This is a genomic window from Microscilla marina ATCC 23134 (genome assembly GCF_000169175.1).
GTDB lineage: Bacteria > Bacteroidota > Bacteroidia > Cytophagales > Microscillaceae > Microscilla > Microscilla marina.
The window spans coordinates 1-19,709 of sequence record NZ_AAWS01000020.1; the positions used below are offsets into that span (position 1 = coordinate 1).

Genomic DNA, 19,709 nt, shown 5'->3' on the forward strand with positions numbered 1-19,709 from the left:
AGATATTTTGATCAGTCATTGAAAGAATCTAAAAGTTTACTTTTTCTTAGTATCAGATGCTTTGTACGGGTAGGCTCATATAGCCTAAATGCTGTTTTTATCAGGTATTCTACAGTTCTTGCTTGATCAGTGGAGTACGTCAGCCCAAACTTGACTTATAACCTTGTTATAATGTTACTTATCTATTTTATAAATTTTGCTGGATAATATAGCCTATCATTGCAACGAAGTTAATCACTGCAAACAACAGTGGATAATGAATCATTCACCAAATATAAATACACAAAACATGTTTAGTAAAAAACAAACATTCGTAAAGTTTCAAGAAGTAAAAGTTTCAAATAAAGCAGCACAGCATATCTTAGGAGGGGCTGGTACTGGTTCTGATGGCCACTGCCAAAGGTTGGAAGATGACTTGGAAGCTGCAATTGCAGCAGGTGATATGGAGAGAGCTAGAACGCTCATGGGTGCTATTCGTCGTATTTGTGGGCATCCAGGACGTCTATAGGTTCACCCGAATAAAACCTACTGCAGGGGTTTTATGAAACCTGGAAATTTCGTGACCAATCTTAAATGCGTTGATTTTGGGGCTAAGTGATGTTCGCGACGTAAAGTAGCCTTTCAAATGATGCCAATTAAAATGGATAATTTATCAAAGAACAACCTTTAAGAAGACAAAATATGCCAACTAAAAAACAACAATTTGTAACCTTTCAGGATGCAAAAATCTCAATCAAACAAGCTGGGAATATTTTAGGTGGGTTTGGTCCAGCCAGATGCGAGCTACTGCAAGCCGATTTGGAGCAAGCTATTGCAAATGGTGATGTGGAAATGGTAGCAATAATAAAGAGAATCATTCGCAAACTTTGTGGATATTCGGGACTATAAATAAGCTGTTTGCTTGCAAAAAATGTAGTGAAGATAAATCCCTGGCAAATATGATCCGCCAGGGATTTTTTTTCTAAAAAAGAAACTTATGATAAAGCTTCTTGCCTTCCCTCCTTAATTTTTCAAGGCATTCACTGTTTTTAAAATAAAAACCTAAAACTTTCAGTCACAAATCTTTATAGTTTTCAAACAGGTTTTTACCTTTGCCGCGTTATGGCACAGAAAAATAAAAAAAACAAGGGTTTAGATAACCCATTACAACCTATTATTTCTCACGCAAAAGAGTATGGGTTTATTTTTCCCTCCAGTGAGATTTACGGAGGCTTGCAAGCCGTATATGACTATGGGTCGAACGGAGCAGAGCTAAAGAAAAACTTAAAAGAGGTCTGGTGGAAAGCCATGACCCAGTTTAATCAGAATGTGGTAGGAATAGATGCGGCCATTTTTATGCATCCTACTACCTGGAAAGCGTCAGGGCACGTTGACAGTTTCAGCGACCCTATGGTTGACAACAAAGACTCTAACAAACGCTACAGGGTAGATGTGTTGCTGGAAGACAAAGCCAATGAGTACCGCAAGGCGGGCGATACTGCCAAAGCTGGTGCCCTAGAGCAGGAGTTGGGCAGGCTAATGGATGTGGAAGATATGGATGGCTTACGTGAGCTACTCATTAGTGAAGGTATCAAATGTGCCATCTCTGGTACTGACAACTGGACAGAAGTACGCCAGTTTAACCTCATGTTTTCTACCGAAATAGGGTCAGTGGCAGACGAGTCTAATAAGATATATTTACGTCCTGAAACGGCACAAGGTATTTTTGTAAACTTTATGAATGTACAAAAAACCAGTCGCCAGCAAATCCCTTTTGGTATAGCCCAAATAGGAAAAGCTTTCAGAAACGAGATTGTAGCGCGCCAATTTGTATTTCGTATGCGCGAATTTGAGCAAATGGAAATGCAATACTTTGTACGCCCTGGTGAAGAAATGCAGTGGTATGACCACTGGAAAGAAACTCGTATGAAGTTTTTACAGGCAATTGGTTTACCTGCCGAAAAACTACGTTACCATGACCATATTAAGTTGGCACATTATGCCAATGCAGCAGCTGATATTGAGTTTGAGTTTCCGATCGGTTTCAAAGAACTGGAAGGCATCCATTCACGTACCGACTTTGACCTGAGCAAACACGCAGAGTTCTCAAAAACTAAAATCCAGTACGTAGACGACACCATAGAAGACAAAGACAAACGTAAATACATTCCTTATGTAGTAGAAACCTCTATTGGTTTAGATCGTTTGTTTTTGGCAGTATTGTCTAACTCGCTCACCACCGCTGAAGGGATAGATGCTAAAGGAAATGCCAAAACACGCACTTTCTTAAAAATACACCCAGCACTGGCTCCAAACAAGGTGGCTGTTTTTCCATTATTACGCAAAGATGGTTTGCCAGAAATAGCCAAAGGTATTTTCAATGACTTGCGTCACGACTTCAAAACAATCTATGAAGAACGCGGAGCCATTGGTAAATTATATACCCGTCAAGACATGATTGGAACACCATTCTGTATTACTGTAGATCATCAAACCAAAGAAGACAATACAGTTACAGTACGTGAGCGTGATACTACCGAACAGAAGCGAGTGAAAATTGAAGATTTGCACGCAATGATCAACAAAGAGGTCTCATTGAGAAATATTTTTGACAAGCTTATATAAGCTTCAAAACTTCTTGTTTGCAGGCAGTTACCCTTCATTTTAACTGCCTGCATTTTTTTTCAAAAAAGCGATATTTTTTTTGCAGATTATAAAAAAGAATGTACCTTTGCACTCCCAATTAATGAATAAAGAATAGTTAAATGTGGGAATTTATAAAAAGATTATTTCTTTAAATTAAAAGGATATTGGATCCTTAGCTCATTTGGTTCAGAGCATCTGCCTTACAAGCAGAAGTCGTTCCGATGTGCTATCGGAACAGGCTCCACATAAAAAACTTCAAACAGCAACGCAAACAAAAGGATATTGGATCCTTAGCTCAGTTGGTTCAGAGCATCTGCCTTACAAGCAGAGGGTCGCTGGTTCGAATCCAGCAGGGTCCACATAAAAACTTCAAACAGCAACACAAACACAAGGAATAATGGATCCTTAGCTCAGTTGGTTCAGAGCATCTGCCTTACAAGCAGAGGGTCGCTGGTTCGAATCCAGCAGGGTCCACAATACAAATAGAGTTCGTTCTGATTCTATATTGGAATAGGGCTCAAACAACAATGCAAACAAAAGGATATTGGATCCTTAGCTCAGTTGGTTCAGAGCATCTGCCTTACAAGCAGAGGGTCGCTGGTTCGAATCCAGCAGGGTCCACAAAAAACACAAGCTACTTCATATATGAAGTAGCTTTTTTTATGCTTAAGATTTGATGCGATGAATTTTTATGTATATATCCTTTACTCTCCTTCTTTAGACAGGTATTATGTTGGTTTTACCCAAAATCTATCCTCACGTTTGGCTCGCCATAATTCTGGCGGTAGTCGTGCAACTAAACCTGGCATTCCTTGGGAATTGAAATACTCAGAAGTGTATGAGACTCGTAGCGAGGCAATGGTGCGTGAACGTGCTATCAAAGCAAAGAAATCAAGAAAGTATTTAGATCATTTAATATTAGGTCAGTCTTAACTCAGTTGGTTCGGAGCGCCTGTCTTACAAGCAGAAGTAGTTCCGATACGCTATCGGAACAGGGTCCACCATACAACCAAAGTTCGTTCTGATGCGTTATCGGAACAGGGTTCACTAAAAAAGCCACTTCATATATATGAAGTGGCTTTTTTATGTGCCATCGTGATACGCGGTATGTCTGGTAGTATGAGATGGATAAGTAGGATAGAATGCCCCTTTTTTACCCTATTCTATGCTACAAGTTTTATATTTACTGATAAAAGAACAAATAAAACATTGAGTGCACTTGTGTTAACTTTCTCCCAGTAAGTTATTCTGATTAAGTACCTTGAGCACTACATTTTTATAATTTCGTCCAATAGGAATCTCTTTACCATTAATCTCTATGGTTGTAGCCGAAAAAGCCTCTACCTTGTCTATTGCCACAATAAAAGAACGATGTACCCTTAAAAACTTGTTTTCGGGCAGTTTCTCTTCCAAATAACTTATTTTTTGATACGCCACTACTTCTTTGTGAGCAGTTTTTACTCTTACATAATCCTTCAGGCTTTCGATATACAAAATATCTTTTAGTAAAAACTTAATCATTTTCTTATCTGCCTTCAGGTAAATAAAAGCCTGGTCATACCCTGAATTATCTATGGTACTCGTTGTGGGTATTGTGGCAACTGTTGGCGTAGGGTTGTTCATTTGTGAAACTTTGTTTACTGCCCTCAAAAAGCGTTCAAACGAAATAGGTTTCAACAAGTAGTCAACGGCGTCTAATTCGTAGCCTTCCAATGCATAATCACGGTAAGCAGTAGTGAAAACTACTTTAGGTGGGTTATTGATATTTTTTAAGAAATCGATGCCAGTAAGTTTAGGCATTTGTATATCCAAAAAAAGCAAATCTATCTCTTTTTGTTGAATCAGGTTAAATGCCTCTATAGCATTGTTACATCGTGCCACCAGTTCAAGACTGTCTATACGCTGAATGTATGTTTCCAGAATATCCAAGGCAAGCGGTTCATCGTCTACAATCAAACATTTTAAGTTAGCCATATCTTTTCTTTTGGGTTATTTGCCACCAATACGGGGTGTGAGTGGTGTTTTATAGATAGAAATAGTCTTAGTTTTTCACTGGTTTTTGAGGGGATATTTGTTCCTGATCACCTTGAGGTTTTACCGAATCAAATGCCACAAATGACGACTCTAGTGTAAGTTTAAGTACAACCAGGTAAGTAGATGGTTCTTCATCAAACACCTTCAGTTCGTATTGATCAGTATACAATAAATCCAGACGGCGCTTTACATTTACCAAACCTATACCACTGGCGTATTCTCTTTGCGAGCGTTTTATGTATTCAGTACTTTTGCTGTTTTCCACTTTCAGTGTCATTTGATTGCCCTGTAATAGTAAATCTATCGTAATCCAGGCATGATCAATCTCTCCACTTACCCCATGTTTAAAGCTGTTTTCTACAAAAGGCAGTATCAGCATAGGGGCTATCTTGTTGCCTGCCACTTGCCCAGCTATATTAAAAGAAATATCTACCCGATTGCCATAGCGGATTTTTTCAAGCGCGATGTAGTTTTTTATGTAGTTAATTTCCTTCTCTATGTCTATATATTGTGTGTTGGTGTCATATAGCATATAATTCATCAAGTCTGACAGCTTAAGCACTATTTCGGGGGCATGTTCGTCTTTTTTTAGCGTAAGCGCATACAAGTTATTGAGCGTGTTAAACAAAAAATGTGGGTGAATTTGTCCTTTCAAAAACTTGAGCTCAGCTTCTAACTTTTCCTTTTCCAGCAATTTTGCTGCTTGTTTATCTTTGTACCAAAACTTGAGGATTTTAACCCCGGTAGTAAGCAATAGTACTGTGTTGAACCCCACAGCATATTTAATCACTTTGAATACCGACCATAGGTTGCTTATATGTGCTGGTATCATATACTGAACAATTACTTCAGTAGTCAAATATGTTGTTTTAATAAACCCAGGGTTATAAATAGGGTAGTAAAAGTAAAAAATTAAGGAACGACTAAGCATACCTATCAGCATGGAGGTAGGAATAAGCCAAAGAACATAACTGAGGTAGCGTTTTTTTAGTAAAAAACGAGGTAGTAGAAAGTATAAGTTGAAATAGACAATTAACATTCTGCCTGGTAACAGCAAAATTTGCACTTTTAGTTCGCGGTAATAGTGGTCATCATAACTGCCCCAAAGTATGGTAAAGAATAAGACATAGCTTACCCAGAACAGTACATGCAGTAATAACCGTTGATGGTTAGATTTATACTTTGGTAATAGATTAAATGTCATAGTTTAGATGCAGTATACCGAATATTGTTATAACAAAACTAATCGTTTTTTAAGAAAAAGGTTTTGTTACCAGCCAGTTTTTAGACCAACCGCTCAAAATGAGTTCTCTTTAACCTTTTAAAACCCCTCAGTGGTATAACTACCCCACCAAATGCATTCGGGAGTTACCCTACCTGAACAGTGGTACATAAAATACCTTGGCACCTTGCCTTAATCTAGTGATAATCAAAGCCTCAGGAGTTGTACTTTTGCTAAAACCTTTTAGTTTTGCATAATGAGGTTAACTTGGCTATATATCAAAAACACCATCAGCTGGTGTTGCTTGTTGGCAATACTTGGAGCTTGTTCGTCGGTTAGTAAAAAAGCAAAATCGTTTGAAGATTTACCCAAAGAATATACAGGACTCAAAAAAATGGTGCTTGTGCCCACCGAAGTTGCCGGTCATGAGTTTTATATAGATGTTACTCCAGTAACTTATCAGGATTTTAGGAAGTATGTACAAGCTGGAGGAACCATTGCTGCCTATTGGGATGAAGCCACCTATAACAAAAGCCTGCAGCCTGTCACTGGGATTAATTGGTACCACGCTATAGACTACTGCAATTGGCGTAGTAAGATGGAGGGGCTACCTCCTGCCTATGTGCCTTCTGGTAAGTTAGATGTGTGGGGGTACCCAGGTTGGAGGCTCAACAAGGAATCTGAAGGCTATCGTTTGCCTTTTGAGTCAGAGTTTATGACAGCTGCCCAAGGGGGTAAAGGTAAAAGAGCCTACCCGTGGGGCAGTCGTTTTGACCCAACAAAGGCAAATTATGACAACGAACGAGGGGTGAAAACCGGTAAGTGGTGGCGCTTGGCTAAAGTAAACGAGTTGCCTAAAAATGATTTTGGAATTGGAGGAATGAGTGGCAATGTTTGGCATTGGTGCAATGACTGGCACACCACCAACCGAACTAAAGTGCTCAAAGGAGGAAGTTGGGGAAGTATAAACCCAAAGTACCTGCAAATAAACTATAGGTCTTTTTCGGCGCCCAGCAACTATAATTTTGATATTGGTTTTCGTTGTGTTCGTCCAGCCTATGGCATATCGAAACGAGACAGTACTGCTCAAAAAACAACCCAGCGTAAATTTTATCAATACCAAACCTCGCACTATAATCAACCATTACGAATAGATTACTATGGTACAAAGTTTACCCAGCGTTTGGCAACTTTTTTAGGCGATTACTTCCCTCAATCTTTGTACTTTCTAGAGCAAGTAGATGCTCAGCCTAAAATAACTCCTTTACAAATGGCGAAGGCTATAGTGTCAGTGACCCGGCAACACAACATAAATCCCTTATTTCTAACGGCGATTATGGTAAGTGAGAGCGGGTTGGGAAGTTGCTCGTTTCCGCGTTGGTATAACAACCCTATGGCTTTTCATTGGCAAAACAGGTTGATGGTTAACGGTTTACCTACCTATCAGGCTATGCCAGGTAAGCTAAACCGCAAATACCGTAACCTCAAGGCAGCTTTTCAAGCATTTTGTTATGGCATTAGACGCAATATTTACTATGCGGCTGCCCGCGAAAACCTATACGACTTTCATATGGTGTATGTGGGCTACGAGAGCGATGTGTGGCTATATACCATTGCCAGAGTCTTTAAAGATGTAGCAGGCATAAGGTTTGAAGCAGATGAACCCATGCAAAATGCTGGTGCAATGATTTACCACGATTGGGAGCAAATAAAACAACGTATTAAAGCGCCCAAGCCAACCTCATTGCACCAGTATGACAAAACAAGGCATACCAGCCCCCCGCAAACCTCTACCAAAACTATATCGGGCAGGTACTATCTTATTGCAGGAAGCTATACCCACCTTGCCAGTGCACAACAAAAGCTACAGCACCTAAGGCAAGCTGGTTTTGCGAATGCCCGTCTGTTGCAAAGCCAACGACGCCTCAGAGTAGCTTTTGATGCAGGCTACCAAACCAGGCAGTTGGCAGTAATAGCCAAACAAAAACTTAAAACTACTTACACCGATGTGTGGATATGGCGTGGAAGGTAGTAAAAGTTATAGTTGAACCCCTATAAGAGTTATATCATCTCTTTGCTGAGCATCTTGTTGGTGTTGTTTGAGGCGAGTTAACAACAATTCACGGTGTGCTTGCAGGGTATCCTCCAAGCCTTGTTGTAGCAATAGCTCAAGGCGTTGCTGGCCAAAATTTCGGCGTTTGGGACTTGCCACATCTTTGAAACCATCAGTGGATAAAAATAGTTTATCTCCTGTAGAAAGCATAATCGTATGATTTACAAATGGTTCACTCCTTGTTTGTGAGTCACCACCAATGCTTCTACGGGTACCAGGTTTTTTAAATAATTGATTATCTTCTGAATAGTACAAAGGGCGCTTTGCCCCAGCAAAAGTTACTTCCTGTTGGCCATCATCCTGGGGCTTTATTTTGCAAAAGCAAATATCCATTCCGTCTTTGTTTTGCCCCTCAGACTGCTTAAGGGCAGCCCTTACACCAATGTGCATCATTTTTAAGATACGGGCTGGGCTATCTATGCCTTTTCTACTGACGATCTCATTGAGCAGCATAGTACCAATCATGCTCATAAAAGCACCTGGCACCCCATGCCCTGTACAATCTACCACTGCCAGAAAAATTGTTTTTGAGAGTTTTTCGTTTTCTTTATCACGATTAATTGTTTGTACCATCCAGTAGAAATCTCCTGAAACAATGTCTTTGGGTTTATAAATGATAAAGTAGTCTTGGAACAATTTGCCAAAGCTTGATTTACCAGGCAAAATCGCATTTTGGATATTTTGTGCGTACTCCACGCTTTCCGTCAGGCTGCCGTGTAGTTTACGAAACTCCTCCGAAATGATCAGGTGATTACGAGTTTGCCTGAGTTGATGGTTGAGATCTTTATTTTGCAGCCTAATTTTTTCATCTTTGAGCAATAAGCAAAGGTTCGCCCCGATATTGTTATTGATTTTATCCAAAAAATCGAGAAATTGTTGCATTGGGGGTTTATGAAACAATATTTCTAACACCCCATACACTTCTTTTTGATAAATAATAGGTAAAGTAAGTATGCTATATAGAGGAATTAATAGCGTAGTGTTGACAGCTTTAAAAACGGGTTCCTTTTCCTGAGAGGTAATGTACGATTTCTCTTTACTTTTGGCTACCAACCCTATAGTATCTTCGCCTAAATATATGATGTCCTTCACCTGGTCAGTCTCTATGGCATAACCACCTATAAAACGAAAGCTTTCTAGTTGAACCTCTTCATCTTCAATGTTTTTGAGATAAAAGGTCGCTTGAAAACCTTCTACAAAGGGTATAAGGTGTTGTAAAACATGATTAGCCCAGTTTTCGCTGTCCTGCCCACTTTGTATCTGCATAATACGAGCAAAACGAGCCCAGTTTTTATAGAAAAACAAGTCATTAGCCGAAATTTCATCGGTAGGTTGGTTGGTTAATATTTGCATAGAACTATCTAAAGTTTTGGTCTGAATGAAGTAGTGCTTTGTTTACTGTTTGCAAACTGATTTTTGTCAGTAATGTTCATTACAGTTCGTTTTTATGGTTGATACGCAATAATTATTCTTATGAAAATAAAACTATAAGTTATTTTATAATCGTTTACACTAACCTATTGTTTGTGACTATAAGTATCTTACTTTAATATGCAATAATTTAAGAATGCTTTTGTGTAACTCTTCCAATAGCTTAGGAACATGTTCAAAATAAGTGTCGAGATTGAGGTCATAAACTCAAGGCTGACTGAGGCACTTTTAGCCTTTGGCAGAGCTCAGCGCAGCAAAGCTGCAGCTATCGGTTTGCGGGCAAGGCAACATCCGGGGGATGTTGAGCCAGACCGTGGGACGGTACCACGGACAATAAAAGCTCATAGTCCCGGCGGAACTGCCGGGGTAACGAAAGTCAGTAAAGAGAACCGCAGAACGAAGTTCAAGCTCTGCGAAGCTAATATGTTCTAAACCGGACAGTTATTGCGATCACGTTCCTTAACTCTAAGTGATAGTTTAATGACTACCAAAGTTTGGGATAGATTGAAAAAACATCAGTGCATCTAATTAAGTATCAGGAGAAGCTGAATGAGTCGTGCCTATAACTTAAACAATTAGAGTAATCAATCAAATAAGAAGTTAATGAGAATTGTATTTAAGTAAGTCTACTTAATTCTCGTTTTGTAAACCTGATCTACTGGGTTTGTTCAGGGTTGATTTGGCGTACATAGTCAGGGAAAATTTGTTGAAGGTGATGCTCCAGGTGCACTACATAATCTAACACTAAGTCACTTAAGCTAACTTCAGCCTTTTCTGTAGCCATACTATGTGGTTCTCGGTCTTTGTTCCAGGCATTATTTGGAATATGTCGAATGATATGGCAAATGTGTATATTATACCAATACCATAGTTCGATTACATCTCTCCAGTTACTTTCCTGAAAACGTTGTGTGTCAACTAAAGCCTTTTGAGGGTATGCTTCAAAAATAAGGTCATCTCTCCATTGTGCTTTGATAAACCTTTGGCTGTTATAAGTTGCAGAATCTATCAGGTGACCCATAATTTGTATAGGCGACCATTTGCCTGGTGCAAGTGCTTGACTTTGAACCTGGTTAGGTAGATTCAACAATTGAGCAAGTATTTTGTCAAGTATTTTATCTTGAAGTAATTTAGCTGCGGTGCTTTGTTTCATTGCCACTGTAGTTTGTATAAAAAATAGTTTGTATCAGTATATAAAATTCATTTTTAGACTAAAAAATAAGGCAATGATTAATTGTATGTTATTTTTTAACACAGAACCTTTCCATTTTATTCAATAATTCTACATAATTGCCATTATTCCCTACAAAGTCTTAATTTTGTTTAACAATAGAAGTTACATATAAAAAACATAAACTTACTGTATATGAGCGAAAAGCTTTATGACGAAATCCCTTCTTTAGATTTAGCCGATTTTACATCAGGCGATGCATCTAAAAAGGCTCAGTTTGTAAAAGATTTGGGGGAAGCTTATAACAATATAGGCTTTGTAGCTATAAAAAACCATGGGCTTACAGATGAACTCACTGAACAGCTTTATGCCAGTGTGAAGGAGTTTTTTGCTCAACCACAAGAGGTAAAGCAACAGTATGAAATTGAAGGTTTGTCAGGGCAGCGCGGTTATGTAGGCAAAGGCAAAGAGCATGCTAAAGGGCGAAGTACAGGTGACCTGAAGGAGTTTTATCATGTAGGTCAGGAGGTAACCGATGGAGACCCTATCAAAAGCGAGTACCCTGACAACGTTTTTCCTAAGGAGATTCCTATTTTTAAAGAGAACACTCTTACTGCCTACCAAACACTGGAAGCAGCAGGAAGACAAATGTTGAGAGCATTGGCGATTTACCTTGATTTAAAGGAAGATTACTTTGAGAGTAGAGTACATAACGGCAATAGTATTTTACGTGCTATTCACTATTATCCTATTACCAATACCGACGAAGTGCCTGATGATGCAGTAAGAGCAGCTGCACACGGCGATATTAACCTCATTACTTTATTGATGGGAGCAAGCGCTGATGGTCTTCAGATTTTGCGAAAAGATAATCAATGGATTTCGGTAACTGCATTGCCCGATCAGATTGTGGTAAATGTAGGGGATATGCTTGAGCGCTTGACAAACAATAGGCTTAAGTCAACTGTTCACCGGGTAGTAAATCCACCCAAAGAACTATTGCATACATCACGTTATTCTATTCCGTTTTTTATGCATCCTCGTTCCGATATGGATTTAACTTGTCTGGAAAGTTGTATAAACGAGAACAACCCCAAACAGTATGAAGACATGACTGCGGGGCAGTTCTTAGAAGAACGTTTACGAGAAATAGGTTTGAAAAAATAAACAAATGGGGAACGAAACCACTGCATCAAAAGCAGTGGTTTCTACATTTTAGAATGAAAAGAATCAGGTATTACATATTTTTACGAGATGTTGCCTGGCTCTCCATTGCTGCGTTTGGAGGTCCACAAGTGCACATAGCCCTGTTCATTGACATGTTTGTCAAAAAAAGAGGATATCTCAAAGAGAAAGAGTTTTTAGAACTCAACGCTTTATGTCAGATTTTGCCAGGGCCTACCTCTACACAAACTATAGTAGCTCTAGGGTTCAAAATAGGAGGACCCAGTCTGGCTTATCTTACTTTGTTGATCTGGTCGTTACCTGCTATGATCATTATGACTGTATTGGGCATTACCATATCCTACTTTCATCACCAGAGTTTTTCTCTGGACTTTCTCCGGTTTGTCCAACCCTTAGCAGTAGGGCTGGTTTGTTATGCTGCCTATCGCATTACCCGCATGGTAGTCAATACCAAAACCGGGGTAGTGCTATTAATCGTATCAGCTGCTTGTGCTTATACATTCAAATCTCCATTTGTATTTCCTGTAGTAGTGGTAGTAGGGGGGATGGTTACCGCGCTTCGTAAGTTCAAGCACCAGCCCAAAGAACAACCCGAACCACTTAAAATTGAATGGGCAAATTTTTTACTGTACCTTGGAGTAATGCTCATTGTAGGTTTAGGTATTTTGGTAGTAGGTATTAATAATACTCCTTTATGGGTGAGACTGTTTGAAAACTTTTACCGTAACGGTAGCTTTATCTTTGGAGGTGGGCAAGTGCTTATTCCAGTGCTGTTTACTGAGTTTGTAGAGTTTAAAGCTTACCTTAGCGAACAAGAGTTTTTATCTGGTTTTGGTTTGGCTCAGTGTGTGCCTGGCCCTGTATTTTCGTTTGTGTCGTTTATAGGTGCCTTGTCTATGCGAGAAGCAGGAGCCGGAGTTGGCGGTGAAATCTGGGGGGCATTTATTGCAGCAGCAGGCATATTTTTACCTGGTACTTTCCTTATCTTTTTTGTCATTCGTTTTTGGGAACAGCTCAAAAAGTTCCGCATTGTCAAGGCTTCATTAGAAGGTATTCATGCGGCAAGCTCTGGTTTGGTAATAGCAGCAGCCTTATTATTGCTTACCCCTGTGGTCACCGGAGCCCACAATTACCTTAACATGACTTTGGTAGTTGCTGCTTTTCTTATACTTACTTTTACTAAAGTAAAACCACCCTGGATTATTTTATGTGGCTTGCTTGCCGGGTTTATTTTCTGATATAGTGCGATGTGACCACTTATTTTGAGCAGTGATGACCCATATTTAAGTGGGGTTACTGTAGCAATGCTCTGCAGTGATTTTAGTCAAAGTTGGTTGTTGGTTATCAGTTATTTATGAATTTAAAAACTATTTAATTGGGTGTTTAGGCGTAAAACCGAAACACTTTCAAAAATAAAGTGAGTACGCAATCTTAAAGTAAGATACTGGTTTACAGTATTTAACAAGGTGAACATTTACTCGAATCGGCTATGGACTATCGACTAAATACTATGGACTATTGTGTAGGCTTTCTGGGTTGTTTAGAGGAGAACCCTCTCAATGCTTTGTGTTTTTATTTCTATACTTACTAAATTGCCTCGTTTTTTAACCAAAACAACAGTTTGAATACTTGAAAGCAAATAACAACCAATATAATTTATGAGTTTAGCTAACAACTTTTTTAGCGATATAGATACTGAAGGGAAAGCGTATTGTTTGGGGTGGATCGCTGCGAATGGAATAGTTGATCAACACCAGGTAGAGTTAAGAGTAGCTTATCAGCAAGTACGTATGCTGGAAGTGTTGCGTAGTATTATAGACAAGGAGTTGCCCATAGGCGAAATAGAAGATGCTAACACGGGTCGCCAGGCATATCTTAAACTTGAGTCAGACAAAATAGCACAGAGCGTTTGCCAGTGGCTACAAGTATCAGTTGAAGATCAGTACCTGACCACAGCTAAATTACCTGCTATCGAACATAAGTTCTTGCAGTGGAGTTTTATTCGTGGGGTGTTTGATGCTTACGGCAATATTAACCTGGATACTATAGAGTTTACACTTACTACTCGTTCTGAAAATCTGCTATATGACATCAAAGCTTTTTGTAAAATACCCGCCGAAGTAACCAATACAGGAGAACTATTTACGCTTAATTTGCAAAGAAACAATGCCCTCGATTTTTTAGGCAACCTATATGACCATGCCTCTTATGGGCTGGAAGCCAACCAGGAAATATATGCCAGGCTTTGTGCTTTGGTGCCTGGGTTTACTGCTAAAATAAGTGAAAAATATCCCTTTAAGTGGGTAAAAGCACTTGCTGACGCGGTACCTCCGTTCAAAGAGCGGGTTTCGGATAGTGGATATGACCTTACGTTGGTAAAAAAGGTAAAAGAGGTAGGGGATGTTACGTTTTTTGATACTGGTATCAAAGTACAACCTGGCTATGGTTGGTATTTTGACTTGGTGCCCCGTAGTTCTATTTCTAAAACTGGCTACATGCTGGCAAACAGTGTAGGTGTGATTGACCGAACTTATACTGGGAATGTCCTTGTACCTTTACGAAAAGTAGATGTTAAAATGCCTGATTTAGACTTACCTGCCCGTATAGTGCAAATTATTCCCCGACCTATTGTACATGTACAGTGGCAACAGGTAGAAGATTTTGACGAAACCGCCAGAGGTGAAGGTGGCTTTGGGAGTACCAACACGTAATGCCCTCATAACAAATACATTAAAAACAGACAGAAATTAAACGAGACATTAAATTATGAAAATTATTATTCCAATGGCTGGCCGTGGCACTCGCTTGCGCCCTCATACCCTTACAGTACCCAAACCTTTGATCCCTATCGCAGGAAAACCCATTGTTCACCGTCTGGTGGAAGACATAGTAAAGGTTTGTGGGCAAAAAGTAACCGAAATCGCCTTTATTATTGGAGCTGATTTTGGCGAGGCAGTAGAAAAACAATTGCTGCAAATAGCTGACTCAGTAGGTGCTAAAGGAGCCATTTGTTACCAAACCGAAAAACTGGGGACAGCACACGCTTTATTGTGCGCCAAAGACTATTTTAATGGCAATGTTGTAGTAGCTTTTGCTGATACATTATTTAAAGCAGACTTTACGCTTGATAGCAACGCTGAAGCCATTATATGGACACAAAAGGTAGAAGACCCATCAGCATTTGGAGTGGTAAAAATAGATGGAAATGGTTATATTACCGACTTTGTAGAAAAACCAAAAACCTTTGTTTCTGATCTGGCAATCATTGGTATTTATTATTTCAAAGATGGAGCTGTTCTTAGAGACGAAATGCAATATTTGATCGATAATGACATCAAAGACCGGGGAGAGTATCAAATTACTGATGCGCTGGAAAACATGAAGTCGAAAGGAGTGAAGTTTCAGCCTGGACAAGTAAGTGAATGGCTCGATTGTGGAAACAAAGATGCTACAGTGCATACCAACCAACGTTACCTGGAGTATATCCAAGACCAACAACTGGTAGATGAGTCGGCCAAAATTGTCAATTCTGTGATCATTCCTCCCGTATATATAGGACAAAATGTTGAAATTCATAACAGTGTACTTGGCCCACACGTTTCTATAGGTGGCAACTCTAAAGTGTTAAATACTGTTATTAAGAACTCTATTGTTCAGGATGCTTCTGAAATTGTAGATGCCAACATGGCCAATTCAATGATTGGCAGTCATGTATCTTATAAAGGTAAAGCAGCCGATGCGAGTATTGGCGACTATAATCAATTAAAAGAATAATAACCATAATATAACTATGAACATTCAAGCTTTTTATAAACTTATTGTATTGGGTATGGCACTCGTGCTCCTGAGCTTGTGCCAGGTAAGTGCACAAGGGGGCAAATCATCAGTAGGACGCAAAGATGTAGAAACCGATTTTTACTTTACCGAAGGTATGAAGTTTTATATCTTAGGCAAGTACGATACTGCATTAGAAAACTTTGAAAAGGCAGCTGACATCAAAACCAAAAATGCGGGTATTCAATACAAAATAGCTACTTGTCACTTTAAACTAAAGCAACTCGGTAAAGCCGAAAATCACGCTCAAAGTGCGTTGAAATTTGATGAAAACAATAAATATCATTATGAGTTGCTGGCAGAAATATACAAAGCCCAGTTTAAGTACAAGGCGGCTACTAAAGTATATAAAAAGCTGATGAACAATATAAAAGGGGCAGCGTCTTACAACTATCATTTGGCAGAGTTGCACCTTTTACAAAAAGATTATGATGAGGCCATTGAAGCGTATGAAACGCTCGAAAAATCTTTTGGGCTATCAGAGGATGTGATCTATGCCAAACAAAAGATATATCTCCAGCAAGGCAAATTTAACAAAGCCATAGAAGAGGGAAAAAAACTGGTAAGCTTTGCGCCAGAAGAAACCCGCTATGTAGTAGCACTTGCCGAGCTGTTGGTGACTAACAACAAACTGAATGAAGCACTTCCATTGTTGGAAGAAATAGAAAAACAGAAAAAAGACACTGACCCAAGAGTGTATTTGTTGCTTGCCAGTATTTATAAAAGCAAAGGAGAAGAAGCAAAAGCCATTAACCAACTCAAAAGAGCATTTGCCGACCCTGAAATCAATGGCGATGAAAAAGTGAAATTGTTGGTTCAGTATGCACAACAAGGGGATAAGATAAAAGTGTCAAACGAGTTGGTGTTGTTGGCAAAAACTGTAGTAGAAATGCACCCCGAACAAGCGCAGGCAAACACCATATATGCTGATATGTTGGCAGTACAGGGAAAGAAGAAAGAAGCATTAAAGTATTATATCAAAGCTGCTCGCAAAGATAATTCTGTGTTGCAGGTGTGGACCCAAGTACTAGTGCTTGAGTCTGACCTGAACATGATGGATAGTTTGGTTGTACACTCAGAAGAAGCCCTGGAAACTTTCCCAAACTATGCCTTGTTTTGGCTATACAATGGTACTGCATTATTAAGCACTAATCAGTTTGAAGAGGCCTCCGGAGCACTGGAAGAGGGGAAAAGACTAAGCTTTAATAACAAAGATTTATTAAATGAATTTAATGCTCGTTTAGGAGATGCCTATAATGGGCTTAAACAATATGAAAAATCTTTTGGTTATTATGAAGAGGTGCTGAAGCAAAATGCTAATCACGCTTATACACTAAACAACTATAGTTATTTCCTGGCGTTAAGAAAACAAAACCTTGATAAGGCTAAAAAAATGGCAGCAAGACTGGTAAAAAACAACCCCAATGATGCCACCTATTTAGATACTTATGGATGGGTGTTATATGTAGCTAAAGACTATAAAAACGCGCAAAAGTATTTAGAGAAATCACTAGAAAAATCACCAGAAGGGACCACTTATGAGCATTATGGCGATGTTTTGTTCAAGTTGGGCAACACTGCTAAGGCTATCGAACAGTGGCAGAAAGCAAAAGAGTTGGGAGGCACATCACAGTTTATAGATAAGAAGATCGCCGATAAAAAACTATATGAGTAATTAGATAAAGCAGCGTGAGGGTTTTTGCTTGATACTTACTGAAAGACAGTGCAGCCCTGCCTTATTTTTCATCATTAAAGAATACCATGTATATCACTAAAAAAAACTATTCATTAGGGTTTATTGCGTTATTTAGTTGTATATTATTTTCATGCAAAAGCAATAAAACAGCTTTAACCACCCGCCATAAAAACACGCCTATAGACAGTGTTTTAGCAAAAGAAACCAAGTTTACTTACCTCAAATCTAAGTTTAAATTACACTTTCATGATGCCGAACGTGACGTAAAAGCTAAAGTTCGTTTGCGTTTGAAAAAAGACAGCTTAATATGGGTGTCTGTGAGTAAAACAGGTTTTGAAGGACTCAGAGGAATGATTACCCGTGACTCTATTTATGTATTGGATAGAATGAAAAAGGTTTACCAGGTGTCAGATTTTACGACATTGAGCAAAAACTTTAACTTTGATATAAACTTCGACCTTTTACAATCCATGATATTAGGTAATATGCCTTTCAGAGGAGCCACTAAAAGTAAGATAGTACAAAATGAGAAGTATTGGTTGATTAAGCAAAAAAGAAAGCATATAGACATAGAAAACTATGTCAATAACAGAAACCGTAAACTCGAACAAGTCTTATTAACTGACATCATTACCAACAATTCGTTGCGAATGGTATATGAAGATTATGCCGCTTATAATGACAAGGTTTTTCCAGGAAAGAGCTCGATCACTGTAAAATACAAGTCAAAACAAAAAAAGCAGAACCTGATTACCTCAGTATCTATAAAATACCTAAAAGTAGAATTCACCGATGAAGAAGTAAAGTTTCCTTTTAGAGTATCTAAAAAATATAAAAGAGAATAAAAGCATACTATTATACAGAAGCCCTGACAAAACCCTGATTTGAAACAAGTGGCATTTGTCAGGGTTTTTATTTTGTGCTAAATTGGGTTTTTACAAACTCTTGCTTTGAATAAAACCCAGGAAAACCCTGGAGTAAAAATCTATTTTGAGAATAATGGCTTTGAGACACTTTTTCCGTAAAAAGGCATACCTGCTATTCCTGGGAGTAGCAGCTGCATTGGTTTTGTTATTTACTAACCATTGGCAAGGCTATAGTCAAAAAGGCAAGCGCCGAAAAACGCAATTAGTCAGGCAAAAAAAGCAAAAATTAAAATACCTGAAAAATAAAATATCGAGCTTAAAAAGTGTCAGTTCAGAGAAGAGTAACCACATAGGACAGCTCAAAATTATAAGAGAACAGATAAAAGCACAAGAGAGCTTGGTAAGTGAACTTAAGGCCGAAATAAAGCTAACAGAGGTTGATATCTCAAAACTGGAGGAGAAAATTAAAGTCTCAGAAAAAAAGCTAAATGGTTTAAAGTTCGCTTATGCACGTATGCTGCATGTATACGCCAAAGCTAACTATAATTATAACCACCTCAGCCTGTTGTTTTCCTCTCGCAATATCAATCAACTATATGGGCGTATTCAGTATTTAAAACAATACACTAAGGTGCGTAAAAAACAAGCGAATAAAATTCGTGCGCTCAAAATCAGTATGTTGAATCAGCGAAATGTTTTGAAGCAAACTGTGTCACAAAAACAAACATTGTTGGCAAATAAACTCTCAGAAGGAGATACGCTACGAAGCCTTGAAAAAAAAGAAAAGGCGTTTATCAAAAAATTAGTTACCAAAGAAAAAAAATTACGTCGCGATATTCGTTATAGCCGTCGTAGTGTGAGTAAATTAAATCGCTTAATTACCCATGTAGTGAGAGGTAGAAGTAGATCAAGCACAGGTACTCGGCGCAAAGGCAGAGTGGGTACTGGTCGTAAGAGTGCCCCTACAGTAAAGTTGAGTGCTTCGGGTAAAAAAAATGCCCAAAATTTTTCCCGACAAAAAGGACGTTTAAAATACCCCGTATCAGGAGTGATAGTACGTGGATTTGGTACGCATAAACACCCTGTGTTTAAAGATGTAAAAATAGAAAGCCGAGGTGTAGACATTCAGGCCAAAAAGGGAGCATTGGTGAGGACTGTATACCAAGGTAAAGTATCTACAGTAGCTACTATTCCAGGAATGGTGGGCAAAGTAGTAATGATTCAACATGGTAACTACTTTACTGTATATGCTAAAATGAAAAATGTAAGGGTAAGACCTGGAAACGTGGTAAAAACCGGGCAGGTCATAGGAAAAGTATTTACCAGTAAAGGAGGTGTATCTCAGCTACAGTTCCAAATATGGCAAAACAGCAAATTGCTTAACCCAATACATTGGTTGAGAAGGTAGTGTATCAGTTAAGCGGGTAAGTTAAAATACGTAATGTTTTTAGCGAAAATATTAAAGTGTAAAATTTACAACCACTGATATCTGCTTTTATAGCAGGTGGCACTTTTGTTTTTTTATAGGCCAA

General features: G+C 38.8%; 16 protein-coding genes and 4 tRNA genes. 16 read left to right on the forward strand and 4 right to left on the reverse strand.

What is annotated here, in order from left to right; translation table 11 throughout:
- Nucleotides 1-196: 196 nt before the first annotated feature.
- The 8 genes from M23134_RS18705 to M23134_RS39935 all read left to right on the forward strand — a co-directional run bounded on the left by M23134_RS18705 (nucleotide 197) and on the right by M23134_RS39935 (nucleotide 3,558).
- Nucleotides 197-508, forward strand: coding sequence for a hypothetical protein (locus tag M23134_RS18705; RefSeq protein ID WP_198145053.1), 312 nt, complete (start codon nucleotides 197-199; stop codon nucleotides 506-508).
- 173 nt (nucleotides 509-681) lie between these two features.
- Nucleotides 682-888 carry a hypothetical protein gene (locus tag M23134_RS18710; protein WP_002698721.1) on the forward strand — a complete coding sequence of 69 codons (207 nt, stop codon included), beginning with the start codon at nucleotides 682-684 and terminating at the stop codon, nucleotides 886-888.
- Nucleotides 889-1,101: 213 nt separating this feature from the next.
- Entirely contained in the window at nucleotides 1,102-2,604 is a 1,503-nt protein-coding gene (locus tag M23134_RS18715; protein ID WP_002698724.1) for a glycine--tRNA ligase, read from the forward strand.
- A 187-nt stretch (nucleotides 2,605-2,791) separates the two neighbouring features.
- Nucleotides 2,792-2,869 (forward strand) — tRNA-Val (locus M23134_RS18720).
- 40 nt (nucleotides 2,870-2,909) lie between these two features.
- Nucleotides 2,910-2,984: transfer RNA gene (locus M23134_RS18725), tRNA-Val, on the forward strand.
- 40 nt (nucleotides 2,985-3,024) lie between these two features.
- Nucleotides 3,025-3,099: transfer RNA gene (locus M23134_RS18730), tRNA-Val, on the forward strand.
- A gap of 72 nt (nucleotides 3,100-3,171) precedes the next feature.
- A tRNA-Val gene (locus M23134_RS18735) sits at nucleotides 3,172-3,246 on the forward strand.
- Nucleotides 3,247-3,306: 60 nt separating this feature from the next.
- The gene (locus tag M23134_RS39935) at nucleotides 3,307-3,558 is read left to right on the forward strand and encodes a GIY-YIG nuclease family protein (protein ID WP_075164042.1); all 252 of its coding nucleotides are present in this window, start codon (nucleotides 3,307-3,309) and stop codon (nucleotides 3,556-3,558) included.
- Nucleotides 3,559-3,849: 291 nt separating this feature from the next.
- Here M23134_RS39935 and M23134_RS18740 read toward each other — a convergent pair whose 3' ends face one another.
- On the reverse strand, nucleotides 3,850-4,599 hold the full coding sequence (locus tag M23134_RS18740) for a LytR/AlgR family response regulator transcription factor (RefSeq protein WP_002698726.1): 750 nt from the start codon (nucleotides 4,597-4,599) through the stop codon (nucleotides 3,850-3,852).
- A gap of 67 nt (nucleotides 4,600-4,666) precedes the next feature.
- On the reverse strand, nucleotides 4,667-5,863 hold the full coding sequence (locus M23134_RS18745) for a sensor histidine kinase (RefSeq protein ID WP_002698727.1): 1,197 nt from the start codon (nucleotides 5,861-5,863) through the stop codon (nucleotides 4,667-4,669).
- A gap of 274 nt (nucleotides 5,864-6,137) precedes the next feature.
- On the opposite strand from M23134_RS18745, the gene M23134_RS18750 reads away from it, so the two are divergent.
- Nucleotides 6,138-7,913 (forward strand): SUMF1/EgtB/PvdO family nonheme iron enzyme, encoded by a 1,776-nt coding sequence (locus M23134_RS18750; protein WP_045113875.1) that lies wholly within the window; start codon nucleotides 6,138-6,140, stop codon nucleotides 7,911-7,913.
- A gap of 6 nt (nucleotides 7,914-7,919) precedes the next feature.
- Here the strand turns inward: M23134_RS18750 and M23134_RS18755 are convergent, their stop codons facing one another.
- Both M23134_RS18755 and M23134_RS18765 read right to left on the reverse strand, forming a co-directional pair.
- Nucleotides 7,920-9,347, reverse strand: coding sequence for a GAF domain-containing SpoIIE family protein phosphatase (locus M23134_RS18755; RefSeq protein ID WP_002698731.1), 1,428 nt, complete (start codon nucleotides 9,345-9,347; stop codon nucleotides 7,920-7,922).
- Between the two features lie 733 nt (nucleotides 9,348-10,080).
- Nucleotides 10,081-10,578, reverse strand: a complete 498-nt coding sequence (locus tag M23134_RS18765) for a DinB family protein (RefSeq protein ID WP_045113877.1) — start codon at nucleotides 10,576-10,578, stop codon at nucleotides 10,081-10,083.
- 213 nt (nucleotides 10,579-10,791) lie between these two features.
- Between M23134_RS18765 and M23134_RS18770 the strand changes: the two genes are divergently transcribed.
- The 7 genes from M23134_RS18770 (at nucleotide 10,792) to M23134_RS18800 (ending at nucleotide 19,585) form a co-directional block, all read left to right on the forward strand.
- Complete coding sequence (locus M23134_RS18770) at nucleotides 10,792-11,763, forward strand: isopenicillin N synthase family dioxygenase (protein WP_002698734.1); 972 nt, start codon at nucleotides 10,792-10,794, stop codon at nucleotides 11,761-11,763.
- Between the two features lie 53 nt (nucleotides 11,764-11,816).
- Nucleotides 11,817-13,019, forward strand: coding sequence for a chromate efflux transporter (gene chrA / locus M23134_RS18775; RefSeq protein WP_002698737.1), 1,203 nt, complete (start codon nucleotides 11,817-11,819; stop codon nucleotides 13,017-13,019).
- A gap of 420 nt (nucleotides 13,020-13,439) precedes the next feature.
- On the forward strand, nucleotides 13,440-14,492 hold the full coding sequence (locus M23134_RS18780; RefSeq protein WP_002698739.1) for a dUTP diphosphatase: 1,053 nt from the start codon (nucleotides 13,440-13,442) through the stop codon (nucleotides 14,490-14,492).
- A gap of 55 nt (nucleotides 14,493-14,547) precedes the next feature.
- The gene (locus M23134_RS18785; RefSeq protein ID WP_002698741.1) at nucleotides 14,548-15,555 is read left to right on the forward strand and encodes a sugar phosphate nucleotidyltransferase; all 1,008 of its coding nucleotides are present in this window, start codon (nucleotides 14,548-14,550) and stop codon (nucleotides 15,553-15,555) included.
- Between the two features lie 16 nt (nucleotides 15,556-15,571).
- Nucleotides 15,572-17,290 (forward strand): tetratricopeptide repeat protein, encoded by a 1,719-nt coding sequence (locus M23134_RS18790; RefSeq protein ID WP_002698743.1) that lies wholly within the window; start codon nucleotides 15,572-15,574, stop codon nucleotides 17,288-17,290.
- Between the two features lie 86 nt (nucleotides 17,291-17,376).
- On the forward strand, nucleotides 17,377-18,156 hold the full coding sequence (locus tag M23134_RS18795; protein ID WP_002698744.1) for a DUF4292 domain-containing protein: 780 nt from the start codon (nucleotides 17,377-17,379) through the stop codon (nucleotides 18,154-18,156).
- A gap of 154 nt (nucleotides 18,157-18,310) precedes the next feature.
- The gene (locus M23134_RS18800) at nucleotides 18,311-19,585 is read left to right on the forward strand and encodes a murein hydrolase activator EnvC family protein (protein WP_002698746.1); all 1,275 of its coding nucleotides are present in this window, start codon (nucleotides 18,311-18,313) and stop codon (nucleotides 19,583-19,585) included.
- The last annotated feature ends 124 nt before the right edge of the window (nucleotides 19,586-19,709 follow it).

What these genes read in the sequence shown, in the direction of transcription:
- M23134_RS39935 (WP_075164042.1), top strand. Translation starts at nt 3,307, where the DNA reads ATGAATTTTTATGTATATATCCTTTACTCTCCTTCTTTAGACAGGTAT.
- M23134_RS18715 (WP_002698724.1), top strand. Translation starts at nt 1,102, where the DNA reads ATGGCACAGAAAAATAAAAAAAACAAGGGTTTAGATAACCCATTACAA.
- M23134_RS18765 (WP_045113877.1), bottom strand. Translation starts at nt 10,578, where the DNA reads ATGAAACAAAGCACCGCAGCTAAATTACTTCAAGATAAAATACTTGAC.
- M23134_RS18790 (WP_002698743.1), top strand. Translation starts at nt 15,572, where the DNA reads ATGAACATTCAAGCTTTTTATAAACTTATTGTATTGGGTATGGCACTC.
- M23134_RS18745 (WP_002698727.1), bottom strand. Translation starts at nt 5,863, where the DNA reads ATGACATTTAATCTATTACCAAAGTATAAATCTAACCATCAACGGTTA.
- M23134_RS18780 (WP_002698739.1), top strand. Translation starts at nt 13,440, where the DNA reads ATGAGTTTAGCTAACAACTTTTTTAGCGATATAGATACTGAAGGGAAA.
- M23134_RS18795 (WP_002698744.1), top strand. Translation starts at nt 17,377, where the DNA reads ATGTATATCACTAAAAAAAACTATTCATTAGGGTTTATTGCGTTATTT.
- M23134_RS18770 (WP_002698734.1), top strand. Translation starts at nt 10,792, where the DNA reads ATGAGCGAAAAGCTTTATGACGAAATCCCTTCTTTAGATTTAGCCGAT.
- M23134_RS18710 (WP_002698721.1), top strand. Translation starts at nt 682, where the DNA reads ATGCCAACTAAAAAACAACAATTTGTAACCTTTCAGGATGCAAAAATC.
- M23134_RS18785 (WP_002698741.1), top strand. Translation starts at nt 14,548, where the DNA reads ATGAAAATTATTATTCCAATGGCTGGCCGTGGCACTCGCTTGCGCCCT.
- M23134_RS18750 (WP_045113875.1), top strand. Translation starts at nt 6,138, where the DNA reads ATGAGGTTAACTTGGCTATATATCAAAAACACCATCAGCTGGTGTTGC.
- M23134_RS18800 (WP_002698746.1), top strand. Translation starts at nt 18,311, where the DNA reads ATGGCTTTGAGACACTTTTTCCGTAAAAAGGCATACCTGCTATTCCTG.
- M23134_RS18740 (WP_002698726.1), bottom strand. Translation starts at nt 4,599, where the DNA reads ATGGCTAACTTAAAATGTTTGATTGTAGACGATGAACCGCTTGCCTTG.
- chrA (WP_002698737.1), top strand. Translation starts at nt 11,817, where the DNA reads ATGAAAAGAATCAGGTATTACATATTTTTACGAGATGTTGCCTGGCTC.
- M23134_RS18755 (WP_002698731.1), bottom strand. Translation starts at nt 9,347, where the DNA reads ATGCAAATATTAACCAACCAACCTACCGATGAAATTTCGGCTAATGAC.